The 17,411-nt window shown below is 71.2% G+C and carries 15 protein-coding genes; 10 read left to right on the top strand and 5 right to left on the bottom strand.

The annotated features are described in order from the left end of the window. Positions 1 to 14: 14 nt before the first annotated feature. Positions 15 to 1,598: a sensor histidine kinase gene (locus HC028_RS01945; RefSeq protein WP_168072270.1), complete on the bottom strand. Its 1,584-nt coding sequence runs from the start codon at positions 1,596 to 1,598 to the stop codon at positions 15 to 17. A gap of 64 nt (positions 1,599 to 1,662) precedes the next feature. Next, the gene (locus HC028_RS01940; RefSeq protein ID WP_168071947.1) at positions 1,663 to 3,456 is read right to left on the bottom strand and encodes an AMP-dependent synthetase/ligase; all 1,794 of its coding nucleotides are present in this window, start codon (positions 3,454 to 3,456) and stop codon (positions 1,663 to 1,665) included. A gap of 189 nt (positions 3,457 to 3,645) precedes the next feature. Between HC028_RS01940 and HC028_RS01935 the strand changes: the two genes are divergently transcribed. From HC028_RS01935 to HC028_RS01910, 6 genes are all read left to right on the top strand, one after another. After that, positions 3,646 to 4,098, top strand: a complete 453-nt coding sequence (locus HC028_RS01935; protein WP_168071946.1) for an SRPBCC family protein — start codon at positions 3,646 to 3,648, stop codon at positions 4,096 to 4,098. After that, a complete protein-coding gene (locus HC028_RS01930) occupies positions 4,095 to 4,790 on the top strand; it encodes a hypothetical protein (protein WP_168071635.1) in 696 nt (231 codons plus the stop codon). The genes HC028_RS01935 and HC028_RS01930 overlap by 4 nt, the downstream gene beginning before the upstream one ends. Positions 4,791 to 4,809: 19 nt before the next feature. After that, on the top strand, positions 4,810 to 5,754 hold the full coding sequence (locus HC028_RS01925) for an ROK family glucokinase (protein WP_168071945.1): 945 nt from the start codon (positions 4,810 to 4,812) through the stop codon (positions 5,752 to 5,754). Continuing rightward, positions 5,751 to 6,458, top strand: a complete 708-nt coding sequence (locus HC028_RS01920; RefSeq protein ID WP_203981180.1) for an endonuclease/exonuclease/phosphatase family protein — start codon at positions 5,751 to 5,753, stop codon at positions 6,456 to 6,458. Before HC028_RS01925 ends, HC028_RS01920 begins: the two co-directional genes overlap by 4 nt. Positions 6,459 to 6,525: 67 nt before the next feature. Then, positions 6,526 to 7,929, top strand: coding sequence for a flavin-containing monooxygenase (locus HC028_RS01915; RefSeq protein WP_168071634.1), 1,404 nt, complete (start codon positions 6,526 to 6,528; stop codon positions 7,927 to 7,929). Further along, positions 7,926 to 8,729, top strand: coding sequence for an alpha/beta hydrolase (locus HC028_RS01910; protein WP_168071943.1), 804 nt, complete (start codon positions 7,926 to 7,928; stop codon positions 8,727 to 8,729). The genes HC028_RS01915 and HC028_RS01910 overlap by 4 nt, the downstream gene beginning before the upstream one ends. A gap of 5 nt (positions 8,730 to 8,734) precedes the next feature. Here HC028_RS01910 and HC028_RS01905 read toward each other — a convergent pair whose 3' ends face one another. Further along, positions 8,735 to 9,637, bottom strand: a complete 903-nt coding sequence (locus tag HC028_RS01905) for a DUF308 domain-containing protein (RefSeq protein ID WP_168071942.1) — start codon at positions 9,635 to 9,637, stop codon at positions 8,735 to 8,737. A 212-nt stretch (positions 9,638 to 9,849) separates the two neighbouring features. Here HC028_RS01905 and HC028_RS01900 point away from each other — a divergent pair, with 212 nt between their 5' ends. Continuing rightward, complete coding sequence (locus HC028_RS01900; protein WP_168071941.1) at positions 9,850 to 10,584, top strand: lysophospholipid acyltransferase family protein; 735 nt, start codon at positions 9,850 to 9,852, stop codon at positions 10,582 to 10,584. A gap of 3 nt (positions 10,585 to 10,587) precedes the next feature. Here HC028_RS01900 and HC028_RS01895 read toward each other — a convergent pair whose 3' ends face one another. Next, positions 10,588 to 14,154 carry an ATP-binding protein gene (locus HC028_RS01895; protein ID WP_168072268.1) on the bottom strand — a complete coding sequence of 1,189 codons (3,567 nt, stop codon included), beginning with the start codon at positions 14,152 to 14,154 and terminating at the stop codon, positions 10,588 to 10,590. 181 nt (positions 14,155 to 14,335) lie between these two features. Between HC028_RS01895 and HC028_RS01890 the strand changes: the two genes are divergently transcribed. After that, positions 14,336 to 14,599 (top strand): hypothetical protein, encoded by a 264-nt coding sequence (locus HC028_RS01890; protein WP_168071940.1) that lies wholly within the window; start codon positions 14,336 to 14,338, stop codon positions 14,597 to 14,599. Between the two features lie 102 nt (positions 14,600 to 14,701). On the opposite strand, the gene HC028_RS01885 is transcribed toward HC028_RS01890, so the two are convergent. After that, positions 14,702 to 15,394, bottom strand: coding sequence for a Crp/Fnr family transcriptional regulator (locus HC028_RS01885; protein ID WP_168071939.1), 693 nt, complete (start codon positions 15,392 to 15,394; stop codon positions 14,702 to 14,704). A 227-nt stretch (positions 15,395 to 15,621) separates the two neighbouring features. Here HC028_RS01885 and HC028_RS01880 point away from each other — a divergent pair, with 227 nt between their 5' ends. Together HC028_RS01880 and HC028_RS01875 are read left to right on the top strand one after the other, a co-directional pair. Then, entirely contained in the window at positions 15,622 to 16,131 is a 510-nt protein-coding gene (locus HC028_RS01880) for a polyadenylate-specific 3'-exoribonuclease AS (protein WP_168072266.1), read from the top strand. Positions 16,132 to 16,357: 226 nt separating this feature from the next. Continuing rightward, positions 16,358 to 17,383: a 6-phosphofructokinase gene (locus HC028_RS01875; protein WP_168071938.1), complete on the top strand. Its 1,026-nt coding sequence runs from the start codon at positions 16,358 to 16,360 to the stop codon at positions 17,381 to 17,383. Positions 17,384 to 17,411: the final 28 nt, after the last annotated feature.

Genomic DNA, 17,411 nt, shown 5'->3' with positions numbered 1-17,411 from the left:
CCTTTTAGTGTGACTCACACGCTACCGCGCCGAGGCGCTGAGCCGAGCACAACGGCCACCGTCGTGCCGTTGGGAACTCGCGGTCTGATCTCCAGACGGCCCCGGATACGTTCCGCTCGTTCCGCCATGATTGCAAGACCGTATCGGCCTTCTTTGGGCTGGTCCACCATTCCATGCCCATCATCTGATACTTCGATTTCGGCAAACGGTGGATCAATGGTGCAGGTGACCCAAAGGTTCTCGGCCCCGGCGTGCTTGCGTGCGTTTGTGATCGCCTCCTGGGCGATGCGCAGTAACTCGGCTTCGGTGGCAGCGGGCAGCCGCGCGGTCGATTCGTCCAGCGACAGGTGCACCCGCAACCCGGCGGACTGCCCGACTGTACGCGCGTAGTCCGCGATCGCCGTCGCCAGTCCGCCGTACCGGTCGACCTCGCTGCGCAGTTCGAAAAGCGACAGTCGCAGTTCGGTGATGACCCGCGTGACCTCCGAACGCAGGACCCGAAGCTCCTCGGTGGTCGCGTCGACGTCCGGGAGCGCGGCCAGAGCGTTGTCGATGCCGTACCCGACCATGACCAGTTCCTGCGCGACCCCGTCGTGGATCTCGCGGGCGAGCCGTTGCCGCTCCTCCGACGTCGCGATCGACCGGACCTCGTCGAAGAGCAGCGCGGCCTCCAGGCGCAGCGCCGCCGGTGCGGCGACCTGCGCTGCCTGCGAGATCATGGCCGGCGGGTACGCGGCGGGCGCGTCGATCTCCAGCACGATCAACCCGACCGTACGGACACCAGCGATCAACGGCACCACCAGTGCCGACACCTCGGTCCCCGGGGGCACGGCCGACCGCGCCTGCGACCGGTTGGCCGTCTGCGGCTGCTGGCTGGCCCACGCGTCGGCGATCGCCGAGTCGGCGTCCAGACCGGTCTCCCAGTCGACGCGGTCGGCCCCCATCTGGGCCAGTACGACCAGTCGCCCGCCGCCGCTCGCCGACAGGACCGCAGCCCGGGACGCCGGTGCCACCGCGCGTACCTCGTCGAGCAGGTGCTCGGCGAGCCCGCCCGGGTCGAGCGTCGCCCCGGGCAGTTGCCGGGCGACGCTGCGCAGCTGAGTCAACAGGCGGGTGGCCTCCGCGTACGGCTGGGGCGAGTCGCGCTGGGACAGCAGGCTGTGCTGCAGGGCGGTGGAGACCGCCGCGGCGACGGCGGTGAGGCCGAGCCAGTGGATGCTCGAGCCGGTGAACCCGGTGCGAGCCAGTTCGGGGTCGATGAGGCGGGCCGCGACGAGGACCACGGCGGCCGCCCCGAGCAGGACGGGCACCTCGTACCGGCGGCGCATCAGGGTGGCCGCCACGACCGGCACCCACAGGTAGGACAGCACGATGGCGGCGGTGCCGACGCCCGCACCGGGCCGGTCGGCGATGTGGGTGATCGCGGCCGCGGCGAGGCAGGTCGTGATGACCTCTGCCAGGCGCGCCAGCGGTCCGATGACCCGGTGGTCGGGCATCAGCAGAGCGGGGACGGCGGCCACGGCGATCAGCGCGATCCAGCCGAGCACGCCGAGGGTCGGTGCCGCCCGCAGCGACAGGGCCGCCATGAAGGCGAGCATCACGGCCCGGACCGCGATCCCCAGCAGGCGCGGCCGGGGCAGGAGCACCGGAGCCAGCGGCCCGTCAGCCACCATAGATAGCGGCGATCTCGTCGGCGTACTGCTTCATCACCACGTTGCGCTTCACCTTCAGGGAAGGGGTCAGCTCGCCGGTGGCATCGGTGAAGTCGCGAGGCAGGATCCGGAATTGCTTGATCGCTTCGGCCTTCGAGACCGCCTGGTTAGCGTAGTTGACCGCTTCCTGGATGGTGGCCCGTAGCTGCTCGTCGTCCCGGAGGTCAGCGACACCTGCGTCGGCGGGCTTGCCGTGCTCGGCCTTCCACGCGGGCAGCGCCTCCTCGTCGATCGTGACGAGCGCCGCGATGAACGGCTGCCGGTCGCCGACGACCATGCACTGGCTGACCAGTACGTGACCGCGCAGGCGGTCTTCGAGCACGGCGGGTGCGACGTTCTTGCCGCCGGCGGTGACGATCAGCTCCTTCTTGCGGCCCGTGATGCGCAGGAACCCGTCGTCGTCGAGGTCCCCGAGGTCGCCGGTGCGGAACCAGCCGTCCGCGTCGAGCGCTTCCGCCGTCGCGGCCTCGTTGTTCCAGTACCCCTTGAAGACCTGGTCGCCCTTGACGAGGATCTCGCCGTCGTCGGCGACGCGCACGGTGGTGCCGGGTACCGGACGGCCAACCGTGCCGAGGCGGACCCCGTCGTCGAAGTTGGCCGCGACGACCGGGGAGGTCTCGGTCAGGCCGTACCCCTCGCGGACGTCCAGGCCGATGCCCCGGTAGAAGTGGGCCAGCCGGGTGCCGAGCGGCGCCCCGCCGGAGATCGCGTGCCCGCACCGCCCGCCGAGGGCGGCGCGCAGTTTCCCGTACACCAGCTTGTTGAACAGCGCGTGCTGGGCGCGCAGCAGCAGGCCGGGGCCGCCGGCGTCGAGCGACTCGCTGTAGGCGATGGCGACCCGCTCGGCACGGGCGAAGATGCTGCCCTTGCCGTCGGCCTGTGCCTTCTGCGCCGCCGTGTTGTACACCTTCTCGAACACGCGCGGCACCGACAGGATGAAGGTCGGCTGGAACGACTGCAGGTCGGCGACGAGATTCTTGACGTCGGCGGTGTGGCCCATCCGGGCCCGCGCCAGCACGCAGCCGGCCTGGATGATCCGGGCGAACGAGTGGGCCAGCGGCAGGAACAGCAGCGTCGACGAGTTCTCGCGGAACAGCGACCGCAGCTTGGGTACCGAGTTGGCGATGTCGAAGTACAGATTGCGGTGGGTCAGCAGGCAGCCCTTGGGCCGCCCGGTGGTGCCGCTGGTGTAGATGATCGTGGCGATGTCGTCGGCGCCGACCGCCTTGCGGCGCCGCTCCACCTCGTCGGCAGGGACGCCCGAGCCGCCGGTGACCAGCTCGCTCACGGCGCCCGCGTCGATCGTCCAGAGGTGTGCCATCGCCGGGAACTGGTCGCGGACCTGCTCGACCGTGGCGCGGTGGGCGTCGGTCTCGACGAAGCAGCCGACTGCGCCGGAGTCGGACAGGATCCAGGCGACCTGCTCGGCGCTGGAGGTCTCGTAGATCGGGACGGTCACCGCGCCGGCCGCCCAGATCGCGTAGTCGATCAGGGTCCACTCGTACCGGGTCCGGCTCATCAGTCCGACGCGGTCACCGACCTGCACCCCCGCGGCGATCAGACCCTGGGCCAGGGCGACGACCTCGTTGCGGAACTGCCCACAGGTCACGTCCTGCCACTGGCCCTCGACGCGGCGGGCGAACTGGACATCGTCGGGCGCCACTGCGGCGTTTTCCCACACCGGGTCGGTGAGGGTGGCCGAATCGTCGATGATCGCGACCGGCGGTACGGAAAACTCCCGCACGTCGACTCCTCGGAGGTATGGCTGGGGGGTATCCGAAACCTACCGGCAACGCGGATGCAACTGTATGGGGGGTTCCATCAGTCGTTCCGGGTGGCGCGAGGCAGGTCACGTGAGACGGTGGTCGACCGCTCGGCACCTGCGGCGGAGCCTCGCGCGTGCGCGCGGGCCAGCGAGGGTAGCCTGCCGTTCATGACGGACATCTCGACGCAGTCGATTGTGATCGACGCGCCGTGCGAAAAGGTCGCTGAGGTTATCTGCGACTTCCTTCGTTACCCCGAGTGGGTGTCGGCGGTCAAATCCGCCGACGTGGTGGAGGAGTACGAGGACGGCTACGCCAGCCAGGTGCGCTTCGTCCTGGACGCGGGCGTCGTAGCCGACGAGTACACCCTCTCCTACGACTATGCCGACGATCTCTCCCGCATCGAGTGGCACCTGGTCAAGCCATCGAAGATGCAGAAATCGCAGGCCGGCTCGTACGATCTGGCCGACAACGGCGACGGCACCTCCACGGTGACGTACACCTTGGCAGTGGAGCTGTCGATTGGAATGCTGGGAATGTTCAAGCGCAAGGCCGAAAAAATGATCATGGATTCTGCGTTGAAGGAGCTCAAGCGCCGCGTCGAGTCCCAGGCGTCGGCATGAGTAAGGCGACCTCCCGGCCCGGCTCCGCCCGCGAGGAGGCCGAGCGACTGGTGACGGTCGGTCTGGCCGCCGCGTCGACGGCGCTGCACGGCATGGAGGCCAATCGCCAGCTTCGCGGCCTTGCCGAACAGGTGTTCAGCTCCGACCGGGTGCACGATCTCGCATCCGGGCTGGCGGGCTTCCTCGGTGGCTCCGGGAATAGCGAGCGCGATGGTTCGGTTGGCGATGGTCCGGTGGGAGGCTCCACCGGACCATCGACGGCCGGCTTCTCGACCGGCTCGGCCGATTGCTGTGTGTGCCCGGTGTGCCGGCTGATCGCCACGCTGCGGAATCCCAGTCCCGAGTTCGCCGAACGGTTGGCGTCGGCGGCGGGTGATCTTGCCGTCGGACTCAGCGGTTTTCTGCGGGCGTTGAACGGTGCCGTGCCCCGGCCGGGCCATCACGCCGGCGACGACCCGTGGCACGCGGCGACCACGGAGGCGGCAGCCACCGAGCCGGCGGCGACGCCGGCGCCGGCTCCGGAGGCGCCGGCACCGGAGCCGGTCGCGAAGAAGACCACCGCCAAGAAGGCCACCGCCAAGAAGGCGCCGGCCAAGAAGGCGCCGGCGAAGAAGGCGCCGGCGAAGAAGGCCGTGGCGAAGAAGGCTGTCCGGAAGGCGGTCCCCGGGGACGCCGACGACAGCCCCGCATGACAGACGAAAGCAGGCACGTGTGTCGTTGACCATCGGAGTCGACATCGGGGGGACGAAGGTGCTCGGCGGGGTCGTCGGGCCTGACGGCGAGGTCCTGGCCCAGGCCCGGCGACCCACGCCCGCCCACGATCCGACCGGTACGTTGATCATGATTTTCGACGTCATCTCGGAGCTGATCGCCGCTCATCCGGTCGACGCGATCGGCGTCGGCGCGGCCGGCTGGATCGACTCCACGCGTTCGAAGATCATGTACGCCCCCAACCTCGCCTGGCGCGACGAGCCGTTGCGCGATCACATCGCCGAGCGGTTCAACCTTCCGGTCGTGATCGAGAACGACGCCAACGTGGCCGCCTGGGCGGAGTTCCGGTTCGGCGCAGCCCGCGACGCGTCCGACTCGATGGTGCTGTACACCGTGGGTACGGGCATCGGCAGCGGCATCGTCCTCGGCGGTGAGCTGGTGCGCGGCGCCTTCGGCGTCGCCGCCGAGATCGGCCACACCCGGGCCGTGCCCGACGGTCAGCTCTGCGGCTGTGGGCGTCGGGGCTGCCTGGAGCAGTACGCCAGCGGCAGCGCCCTGGTCCGCTACGCCCGGGCCACCGCGCAGGAGGCGCCCGACAAGGCCGAGCTGCTGTTGTCACTGGCCAACGGCCTTCCGCAGGCGGTCAACGGCCCGATGGTCACCACGGCCGCGAGGCAGGGCGACCCAGCCGCGATCGCGGCGTTCGAGCAGATCGGGTACTGGCTCGGCAACAGCATGGCCGACATGGTGCAGGTCCTCGATCCGCAGGTGATCGTGATCGGCGGCGGGGTGATCGACGCCGGCGACCTGCTGATCGGACCGGCCGAGGCCAGCTATCGCGACGCCCTGGAGGCGCGCGGCCGGCTGCCGGTGGCGAACGTGCTCGCTGCGCAGATGGGCAATCTGGCCGGGGTCGTCGGCGCGGCCGATCTGGCCCGCCGCTGACGGCCATGGGGGACGGCCCACGGCTGCGCCTGTTGTCGTACAACGTGCACAGCCTGCGCGACGATCTCGACGCGCTCGCCGCGGTGGTCCGAGCCGCCGACCCCGACGTGGTCGTCGTGCAGGAGGCGCCGCGCCGGTTCCGCTGGCGCAGCAAATGCGCGGCGCTCGCGCACCGCTTCGGCCTCGTCGTGGCCGGCGGCGGCCTGCCCGCCCTGGGCAACCTGGTCCTGACCAGCCTGCGGGTACGCGTCCATGAGCAGACCTGCGTCCGGTACCCGCTGACGCCCGGCCGGCACATGCGTGGGGCGGTGCTCGTCCGGTGTGACGTCGGGGGCACCCGGTTCGCCGTCGCCGGCTCGCACCTGGCCACCGACTCTCGTGAGCGGCCGGCCCAGGCGGAGCACCTGCGGCGGCTGCTCGCCCAGGCCGACGAGCCGCTGCTGCTCGGCATCGACCTCAACGAGACCCCGGACGGCGGCGCCTGGCGTACCCTCGCCGGCGCCGGCCTGATCGACGCGGCCACGACCATGGGCCGCGCGGAGATCCCGACGTTTCCGGTGACGGAGCCGCGGCGCCGGATCGATGCGATCTTCGTCGACCCACGCTGCGAGGTCGGAGACTACCGCGTCTTCGACCCGCCGGAGGCCCGGCGTGCGAGCGACCATTTTCCGTTGCTGGCCGAGGTTGCTCTGCCCGGCAGCTGATCATGCCGCGAGGGTGGACAAGACGCTTCCTCTGCGGACAAGATGCCGTGCCGGGGAGGGAGTAATTGTGGACGACCAATACACGGTCCGGCCGGACACCGCGGCGTCCGCGGCGCGGGTCTGGCACGACGGTCAACCGGTTTACGACCGCGGGGACACCGTCTGCGTGATCGGCGCCGGCGGCAGCGGCCTGACCGTGATCAAGAACCTCCGCGAGGCCGGGTTCAGCGTCGACTGCTACGAACGCGAAACCAGCGTCGGCGGCGCGTGGAACTGGCGGCACGATCGCAGCCCCGTCTACGCCAGTACGCATCTCATCTCGTCCAAGCCCTTCACCCAGTTCCCCGACTTCCCGATGCCGGACGACTGGCCGGACTACCCCCACCACTCGCAGATGTTGACGTACTTCGAACGGTACGCCGACCACTTCGGGCTGCGGGAGCACGTCTGGTTCGGCACCGAGGTGGCCCGCGTCGAACCGCTGCGGGACGGCCGGCGCTGGGACGTCACGGTCCGCGGGTCCCGGGGCGGCCAGGAGCGCACGTTGCGCTACGCCGCCGTGGTCGTCGCCAACGGCCACAACTGGTCGCCGCGCTACCCGGAGATCGAGGGCCTGGACGACTTCCGCGGGCAGGTGCTGCACGCGAGCGCGTACTCCGACGCCGCGCAGCTACGCGGGCGCAAGGTGCTCGTCATCGGGGGCGGCAACACCGGCTGCGACCTCGCCGTGGAGGCCGCGCAGCAGGCGACGCGCTGCTGGCACTCGACACGCCGCGGTTACTGGTACGCCCCCAAGTACGTGCTGGGCCGCCCCGCCGACCAGGCGAACGACCTGCTTCGCTGGCTGCGGCTGCCGCTCGCGTTGCGGCGGTGGCTGTTCACCCGGCTGCTGAGGCTGACCGTCGGTGACTTCAGCCGGCTGGGCCTGCGCGAACCGGACCACAAGCCGTACGAGTCGCACCCGGTCGTGAACAGCCAGCTCATGTACTACATCGGGCACGGTGTGATCACGCCGGTGCCGGACGTCGCGCGGTTCACCCGCGGCGGCGTCGAGTTCGCCGACGGCACCAGCGCCGATCCGGACCTGGTCGTGCTGGCGACGGGGTACCAGCCGGTGTTCGAGTTCGCCAGCCCGGAACTGCTGGGCATCGACGCCGACGGGCGGCCCCGGCTGCGGCTCCAGCTGTTCTCCCGTACCCACCCGACGCTCGCCGTCGTAGGCCTCGTCCAGCCCGGCAGCGGCATGTTCTCGATCGCGCACTGGCAGGCCGTGACGGTCGCGCGCTGGCTGCGCCGGTGGGGCGCCGATCCGGAGCGGGCGGCAGCAGCCTGGGGGCGGCGGCAGGGCAAGCCGGAGCGGCGGTTCGTCCAGGGGCGGGTCGCCGACTCCAGCCGGCACTGGTTCGAGGTCGACCACGTCGTCTACCTGCGGGCGCTCCAGCGCTCCCTCGACGAGCTGGAGGCGGCGTGACGACCAAAATCGTGCGGCAGCGGGAGTGGGCGCTTCCACCCGCGCCGGTGCGCCGCGAGGTGCTCAGCGCCGCGCCGACCGACGCGGGCGCCGCGCCGCCCGTGCTCTTCGTGCCCGGCTTCGGCCATGGTGCGTGGGCGTTCGCCGAGTACTGGCTCGAGTACACGTGCGAGCGTGGCTTCCCGGCGTACGCGATGAGCCTGCGCGGGCACGGCGAGAGCGGCTCGGCGTCCAAGGCGACCCTCCGGGCGTACGTGCACGACGTCACCCAGGTCGCCGCGAGCCTGCCCCGCCAGGCCGTCCTCGTCGGGCACGGCGCATCGGCGCTGGTCGTGGCGATGGCCCTGGCGCGGTACCCGGCCCGGGCGGCGGTGCTGGTGTCGCCGGTGTTCGGTGGTCCCGGCGCGGCGTTCTCCGCCCTGCTGCGCAACCCGCTCGCCACCGTGCCGGCCGTCTTCGGCCGTCCCCTGCGGCCACGGCGTGGACAGCTGTTCAGCCGGGAGCTACCGGTGGCGGACCGTACGCGTCACGCCGCGCGGCTGGGCGGGGCGTCGGCGCGGGCCCAGTGGCAGTTGGTGGCCCACCGGGCGCCCGAGGACCCGGTCGGTGCCCCGCCGGTACTCGTGGTCGGCAGCCCCGACGACCGCATCGCGGGCCGGGCCGCGTTGACCGCGGTGGCTCGCCGGTACGGCGGCGCGCCCCTTTTGTTCCCCGGCATGGGCCATGACCTGATGCTCGACATGCGCTGGAAGGAACCGATCGCCGCGATCCTGGACTGGCTGGACAAACCCGACCAGTAAGCCGGTCAGACGACTGCGCCGTCGTCGTCCGGGTCTTCTTCCTCGTCGCCCGGGCGCAGCCGCCAGATCAGCGTGATGACGCCGGCCAGCAGCGCGCCGAACCCGAGCAGGAGGGCGACGTCCGCATCGATCGGCAGCAGTTCGGGCTTGAAGAACAGCAGCAGGCCGCTCACGATGCCCACGAGTGCGAGGACGACCGGGGCGGGCGGCCGGGGCACCGGCGGGGGAGGTGGCGGCGTGTAGCCCTCGTCGTTGTCGTCGGGCACGTCCGCGCCGAACGTGTCGAGCGCGTCCAGCAGCGTCGGCTCGTCCGGCGTACGCCGGACCGGCCGGTCGAGCGCCTGGCCGCTCCGGTCGCCGGTGCCGTCGGCCGCCTCGGCCTTGCCGGTGTCGAGCCCGAGCCGCTGACCCAGCTCAGGGTCGGTGTCGCTCAGGTCCCGCGCGGAGATGTTCTCCGCCTCCGGCCAGGGCGCGGTCGCCGTGTCGACCTCGGCGTCGTACGCGGCCACGATGCTCGCCCACGCGGCGTCGAGGTCGGCGGTGCCGGTCGTCCCGGTCCCGGTGGTCGAGTCGTGGACCGGCCCGGCCGCGTCGTTTGACGGTGCGGTGTCCGGCGGCGTGACCGGGGCTGCGTTCTCGTCGGCCCGCAGTCGGGCGAGGTAGTCGCGTGCCGTGGCCAGACGCTCGCGGTCGGCGTACAGTCGGTCGGTCGGCCGGGCCGGCAGTGTGGTGGTCCGGGTGACGGGGTGCAGGTCAGTGGCTGGCAGCAGATAGGCAGCGATGCCTTCGCCGGCCAGCACGTCGAGCAGGTGTTCGCCCACGCGCGGATCGACATCGCCCACCGCGGCATACTCGGCCGCGCTGAGCCCGTTGTCGCGCCTTCCGCGCCGGGAGCCACCTGCTGGCACCGGCTCTGCCCTCCCTCGCGGTCAAAACCCCGGCGAAGCGTACGCCGTGGCGGGCCGCTGACCGAAATCCTGACACGGTTGCCCGCTGTTCGGGGAGTGCGTTGTGGTGTGACGTGTTGGGTTCGTAGGCTCAAGTGCAAACCAGACGGATGCGGCCGGCGGGGTCGTAGTGCGTCGGTGGGCAGGCAACCGGTGCATCTGGAAGGACGCGTGTGCTCTACTCGCTGCTCAAATACATCATCCTCGGCCCATGGCTGCGGTTGATCTTTCGGCCGGTGGTTGAGGGCCGTGAGCACATTCCCGACGAGGGGCCGGCGATTATCGCGAGCAACCACCTGTCCTTCTCGGACTCGATATTTATGCCGCTGATGGTCAAGCGTCGGGTCACCTTCGTGGCCAAGCAGGAGTACTTCACTGGGCGCGGCCTCAAGGGTTGGCTGACCAAGATGTTCTTCGTGGGTACGGGCACCGTCCCGGTCGACCGGTCCGGTGGTCGGGCGGCCCAGGCAGCCATCGACACCGGGCTACGGGTGCTCCGCGAGGGCAACCTCTTCGGCATCTATCCCGAAGGGACCCGTTCCCCCGACGGCCGGCTCTACCGGGGCAAGACCGGGGTCGCCCGGCTCGCGTTGGAGAGCGGTGCGCCGGTCATCCCGGTGGCGATGCTCAACGCCGACGAGATCCAGCCGCCCGGCAAGATCCTTCCGAAGATCAAGCGGGTGCGGATCCGGTTCGGCGCGCCGATGGACTTCTCCCGCTACCAGGGGATGGCCGGCGACCGGTTCATCGAGCGTGCGGTCACCGACGAAATCATGTACGAGCTGATGGAGCTGTCCGGCCGCGAGTACGTCGATGTCTACGCCCAGAAGGTGAAGTCCGGTCAGGCCAAGGCCGCGCGGTCGGAGCCGTCCGAGCCGGCGGAGCAGTCCGCCGCCGTCGCCGCCTGACGGTCAGCCTGCCGCCGCACCGCTCGGCCCGGACTCGTCCAGGCCGGCCAGCCGCAGCAGCCCCGGCGCCTGGTTGCGGTCGGCGAACGTGACCACCTCCCGGCGTACCGATTTGCTCCGGTCGTCGTCTTTGCTCCGGTCGTCGTCGCCGAGGTGGCGCAGGGAACGGGCGGCGGCCGCCAGCGACAGCATCCGATTGGTCGTGTGGCCCATCTCCGCGTACCGATCCGCGGCCGCGAGGTGCAGGTCCGCGGCCCGATGGTGGTCGCCGTCGGCCGCGGCGACGCCGCCGGCGACGGTGCGCGCCGCGGCCTCCACCCAGGCCGTCCGGTGCGGGACCTCGCCAAGCATCTCCCGCAGCAGCGCGGACGCGTCCCGGCCGGCGACCGCAGCCGCGTGTGACGCCGCGTCCACCCACTCGCCGCTGGTGAGCGCGCGCACCGTCCGCCATGAAGCGACCAGCTCGGACAACAGGTCGGTGGCCTCGTCGCCCCGCCCCTGCAGTGTCCGGCACAGCGCGACGTGCGAGAGCGCGGTCCACTCCAGTCGGTAGAAGCCGCTGCGGCGGCCCGTCTCCAGCAGCGCGTCAACCTCGTCGGGGTCGGCGCAGCCGACGTCCTCGCCCCGCATGATCCGCACCTCGGCGCAAAGCCCGCGGACCTGCAGGTCCCACTCCCCGCCGCTGGTGGCCAGGTCGGCCTCGGCGGCGAGCATCTTGTCCCACTCGCCGTCGACGTGGGCGCACATCGCCTCGAAGGAGTAGCCGGTCACCAGGTTGTGCCCGCCGGGCATGCCGAGGCGCACCTCTTCCAGCAGTGCGAGCGAGCCCGCGTAGTCGCCCTCTTCGCGTACGGCGCACGACAGGTTCTGGATCGCCCGGCGCAGGGCGAGCAGGTGCCGGCTGCGGCACAGTTCGGTGACGGCCTGCAGTTCGGCCAGGCCCCGGCGATCACCGGCCTCGTAGCGGGCGGTCGCCACGGTCACCCGGGCGTTCGCGGCCACCTCGACCAGGCCGAGCCGCTCGGCCATGTCGGCCGCCTGCCCCGCCGCGGCCACCGCCGGGTCGTGCTCGTGGTTGAGCATGTGCAGCCGGCCGAGCTCGGCGAACGCGTCGGCCTTCTCCGGGGTGTCCGGCAGCCCGTCGAACAGGTCGACCGCGCGGTGCAGGCAGCTCAGCGCGGCCGGCCGGTCGGCCTGCAGCCAGGCCGCCTGGCCCAGGAGAGTCCACACGCGGGCCGCGTGCGGCCGGTCGCCGGCCGCGATCAGCTCGCGAGCGAGCCGACGCAGCCGCTCCTCACCGCCGCCGGTCAGGAACTCGTCCCGGTCGGCGTAGAACGCGATCTCGGTGGCGAGCAGTTCGACGCCGAGCCGTTCGCGTACCTGCGCCTGGTCGGTCTCGTCCAGGTCGAACAGTCCCAGCGCCCGCGCGGCGTGGGCGGCCGCCATCTCGTGCGCCTGCAGCGCGTACGCTCGGCGGGCCGCGCGGCGCAGCGCGTCCCGGGCGGCCGGGGCGTACCGGTGGGCGTCGACGCCGAGGGTACGGGCGATCTCGTGCGCGGTGTACCGGTGGTGGGCCACCACTTCGGCGAGGTCGGTGGACCGGTCGCCGCTCACCCGGTCGAGCCACTCGGCGGTCCGCTCGTGGCGGGCCATCCGCTCGGTCCGGGGCAGCCGCTGGTAGCAGACGTCGCGGACGAGCACGTGACCGAAGCGGTACTCGGGCTGGTCGGCCATCGTGGAGGTGGGCTGCTCGTGGATGAGGTCGCGCTTCTCCAGCCGCCGGAACGCCCGTTCGACCACCTCGGCCGGCAGGTTGAGCGCCGCGGCGACCGCGCCCGACCAGAACTGCATGCCGACCACGGCGGCGGCCTGCAGGACGGTCCGGTCGGCCGCGGCGAGCAGGTCGACCCGGTTGGCGATGACGGCGTGCACGCTGTCGGGCATCGGCAGCCCGTCGGGCAGGATCAGCGCCTCGGCCGGACGTAGCCGGCCCTGCTCGATGAGCATCCGGGTGTACTCGTGGGCGTAGAGCGGATTGCCGTCGGCGAGTTCGACGAGCGGGTCGAACATCTCGGCCGGGAACGCCGCCCGGCCCAGCAGGTGCGCGTACATCGTGGCGATCTCGGGCCGGCGCAGCGGCGGGAGCGCGATGGTCAGCGAGCCGGAGATCGTGCCGGCCCAGCCGGGGTTGCGGTCGACCAGCTCCGGCCGGGCGGTGCACAGCAGCATCAGCGGTACGTCGCGCACGGACGCGCCGAGCAGTTCGACGAACCGGAGCATTTTCTCATCGGCCCAGTGCAGGTCTTCGAAGACGAGTACGGTCGGCCGGCGGGACGCGAGCGCGACGACGAAGCGCCGCCAGGCCGACTCGGCATCCTCGGCGCCGAGTACGGATCCGCGCAGGCCGACCAGCGGGCTCAGGGCGTCCGACAGGCGCGCCATCTCCTCCGGCCCGACGAGGTCGTGCAGGGCCCGATCGAGTCGTTCGCGGGCGACCTCGGCGCTGTCGGTGTCGAGGATGCCGGCCTCGGCCTTCACGATGTCCGCGAGGGCCGCGTACGTGACGTTCTCGCCGAACGGGGGGCAGCGCCCGGTACGCCAGGCGACCGGTGTGTCGAACAGCTGCTCGCTGTGCTGGTAGAGCTCGCGGACGAGGCGGCTCTTGCCGATGCCGGCGCGGCCCAGGAAGCTCACCAGCTGAGGCGTGCGGTCCTGTAGCGCCCGGTGCAGGGCGTTGACGAGGAGCCCCAGCTCGTGCGTGCGGTTGACCAGCGGGGCGCCGTCGGCTTCCCGGTCGGGGTGGGTGCGCTGCAGCGGGGCGACCGCGAGCCACACCTCGGTCGGCGACGACCGGCCCTTCAGCGTGACCGGCGCCTGGGCGGAGTACCGGACGGTCGACTTCGTCATCGCGTACGTGGCGCCGTCGACGACGACCCCGCCGGGCGGCGCGACCGACTGCAGCCGGGACGCGGTGGTGACGACGTCTCCGGCGACGATCGCCTGGCCGCCGTCGCGGGCCGCCGCGACGTCGACGAGCGCCTCCCCGGTCGCGATGCCCACCCGGAAGCGCCCGACGAACTTGCCGGCGCGGGCCGGCCCCGCGGCCGGGTCGTCGGGGGCGTACCGCGCCAGGACCCGCTGGAGCTCCAGGCCGGCGCGTACGCACCGCACGGCGTCGGTCTCGGTGGCGATCGGTGCGCCGAACAGCGCCATCACCGCGTCGCCGATGTACTTCTCGACCACGCCGCCGTACTGGCCGATGACCCGCCGGGCGGTGGTGAAGAAGCCCTGCTGCATCTCACGGACCAGCTCCGGATCGGACTGCTCGACGTACGGTGTGAAGTCGATCAGGTCGACGAACAGGACGCTGATGCGCCGGCGGTCCTCGCTGGGTGCCCTGCCCGGGGCGGGGGACCGGAGCGGGTTGCCGCAACCGGTGCAGAACGCGACGTCGGTGCCGAGCGCCCGACCGCACTCAGGGCAGACGAGGGTCAGTTCAGCGCCACAGCCGCCGCAGAACCTGTCGTCGGCGGCGGCTGGGCGGGCACAGCGAGAGCACGAGGTGGCGATAGTGCCGCTCCTTCGACGATGCCTCTCCTTCTGTCTGGCGCCCGCCCATCTTCACACGCCACCGCCATCGAAACAGTTGCCCGTACGGTCTGCGCAGCTGTACGGAACAAGACAGTTTTCGCGGCCGTGGCGGGTCTAGAGTTCGAGCCGATGTGATCGAGCTAACCAGTGGGAGTCATGAATGGTCCAGGTGCGACTTGCCCAAGAGTGGACAGACGGCGAAGGCTCGACACACGCCGCTGGTGAGACGGTCGACGTCGATGCGGTAATGCTGGCGGAGCTTGAAGCGAACGGCATCGTCGCGCCGACGGACAAGCTGCCGACCGACAAGCTGCCGACCGGCGAGTCGCCGACCGATGAGCTGCCGGTCGTCAAGTCCGTGGCGCTGTCCGACCCGAAGCAGCCGAAGCCGGACTGGGCGGGCATGACGGGCGTCGAGGCCTGACCCCTACCGGGGCTTGACGCCTGTCGGGCGCGACCGTGGTCTCCGGGCTGGGGGCCACGGTCGCGGTTTGTCGGGCTGTCCTGGAGCGGACCGGGCGGGCGGTCAGCGTTCGCTCATGCCGGCCCGGCGCCGGAGCGCGCCGAGGTCAGTCACGACGATGCGCCGGCCCTCGGTGCGCAGCCAGCCGCGGCCGGCGAAGGATCCGATCGCCTGGTTGACGCTCTGCCGGGAGCCGCCGGCCATCTCGGCCAACTGGCTCTGGTTGAGTTCGATCGTGACCATCGGCGCGTGCGTGTCACCGGCCAGGCGTACGAGCGTCTTGGCCACCCTGCCCGGCAGGTCGAGGAAGACGTGGTCGGCGTTCTGCTCGGTCAGCCGCCGGATCAGGCCGCCCAGCGAGCGCATCACCGCATCGAGGATGCGCGGGTTGGCGTGCACGAGTTCCAGGAACGAGCCGCGGGACAGGGCGAGGGCCTGGCAGTCCTCGATCGCCTCCGCCGACGCCGACCGGGGTGAACCGTCCAATAGCGACACTTCGCCGAGCACGTCCGGTGGCCGGATCACGGAGAGCACGGCGCGCTCACCCGTCGGCGCGGTGCGGAACACCATGACCGCACCGCGTCTCACCACGATGAGCGACTCTCCAGGATCGTTCTCGACGAACAGCAGTTGACCCTTGCGGTACGTCCGCGGCACGGCCGCGGCGATGACCCGCTGGCGCACCTCCGGCTCGAGCACCGCGAACATCTCCACGCCGGTCAACGCATCGCCGGGATCCGGCAGCCGAACCTCCACGGTCCAACCCCTCCCCGGTAACAACCCGAACAGTTGCCCCAGATCATGACTGCTCGGTTGCCGCCGTGTACACCCCTGGGGCGGACTGTCCGATTCTCGGACCGTCGCAGGTTAGCCGCCCACCCGGTGGGCGGCGAGGATCAGGTGCCAGTGATCATGACCTGTTGCACAAAAGGGCGACGGGGCGCTGGCACGGCGGTCGTGGCCAGGGTGAAGGATGGGTGACGATGCCGTACCGCTACTTCTACGACTGCGAGTTCATCGAGGACGGGCGCACGATCGACCTCGTCTCCATCGGCGTGGTCGATGAGCGGGGCCGGGAGTTCTACGCCGTGTCCACTGAGTTCGACGAGGCCAAGGCGATCCCATGGGTGCGCCGGAACGTGCTCGACAAGCTGCCCTCGCCGGCCGACCGGGCGTGGCGCTCACGGGAGCGGATCCGCGAAGACCTCCACGACTTCCTGACCGAGCCGCTGCACACCGGCGACGCCGACGAGATCGAACTGTGGGCCTGGTACGCCGCGTACGACCACGTGGCGCTGGCCCAGCTCTGGGGGCCGATGACGGCGCTGCCCCGCGACCTCCCGCGCTTCACCAAGGATCTCCGGCAGTTGTGGGACGACCACGGCCGGCCGGAGTTGCCGACCATGTCCGACCGCCACAACGCGCTGGTCGACGCCAGGCACAACCTCGCCCGCTGGCAGGCCATGGGCCCCTGCGGACAGGGGCGCAGGTAGCGCCCGCGTTACCGCTTGGTAGGGGAAGCGCCGTCCTGATTCATCGACGTCCGTCGTGGGATTGTTGCGTTCGCGGCTGTGATGCGGACTACAGTTCGCAGTTGCGGCCCGCCCCGGGTCGGCAACGATGCCGAACGTGGGGCCGGACCCTTCGGATCGCGTCCGGTCTCCGCCCACGGGGCTCGCCTGTCGTTTATGCGCAAACAATTGGGAAGGACGACCAGTTATGCGTATCGGCGTGCTCACCGGTGGTGGTGACTGCCCCGGCCTCAATGCGGTCATCCGTGCCGTGGTCCGCAAGGGCGTCTCCACGTACGGCCATGAGTTCGTAGGTTTCCGGGACGGCTGGCGCGGCCCGCTCGAGGGGCTCACCCGCCCGCTCGGTATCCCGGACGTGCGCGGGATCCTGCCGCGGGGCGGGACGATCCTGGGCTCCTCGCGTACCAACCCGTTCAAGATTGAAAACGGCGTCGAGCGGATCAAGGCCAACCTGGCCGAGAACGGCGTCGACGCGCTCATCGCCATCGGCGGGGAGGACACCCTCGGCGTGGCGTCCAAGCTGACGGACCTGGGCGTCCACGTCGTCGGCGTACCCAAGACGATCGACAACGACCTCGGCGCGACCGACTACACCTTTGGCTTCGACACCGCCGTCAACATCGCCATGGAGGCGATCGACCGGCTGCACACCACGGCCGAGAGCCACCACCGCACGCTCGTCGTCGAGGTGATGGGCCGGCACGCCGGCTGGATCGCCCTGCACGCCGGCCTCGCCGGCGGCGCCAACGTGATCCTGCTGCCGGAGCGGCACTTCGACATCGAGCAGGTGGCCGCGTACGTGGAGAAGCGCTTCCAGACGCAGTACGCCCCGATCGTGGTGGTCGCCGAGGGCGCGACCCCCCTCGAAGGGCAGATGGTGCTGCAGGACCAGGGCCGGGACGCGTTCGGCCATGTCCGCCTCGGCGGCATCGGCCAGTGGCTGGCGGGCGAGCTCGAGGAGCGCACGGGCAAGGAGGCCCGGACGGTGGTCCTCGGGCACATCCAGCGCGGCGGCACGCCGACCGCGTTCGACCGGGTGCTCGCGACCCGGTTCGGTCTGCACGCGATTGACGCCGTCAACGACGGCGACTTCGGCACAATGGTGGCACTGCACGGCACCGACATCGTGCGGGTGCCGTTGGCTGAGGCGACCCGCGAGCTGAAGACCGTGCCGATGGAGCGGTATACCGAGGCCGAGGTCTTCTTCGGCTGAGCACTTTGGCAGGGTGGTCGCGGGGGCG

This window comes from Planosporangium flavigriseum, from assembly GCF_011947225.1.
GTDB lineage: Bacteria > Actinomycetota > Actinomycetes > Mycobacteriales > Micromonosporaceae > Planosporangium > Planosporangium flavigriseum.
The sequence above is the reverse complement of the archived record's forward strand: the minus strand, read 5'-3'. Positions and strand labels throughout refer to the sequence as shown.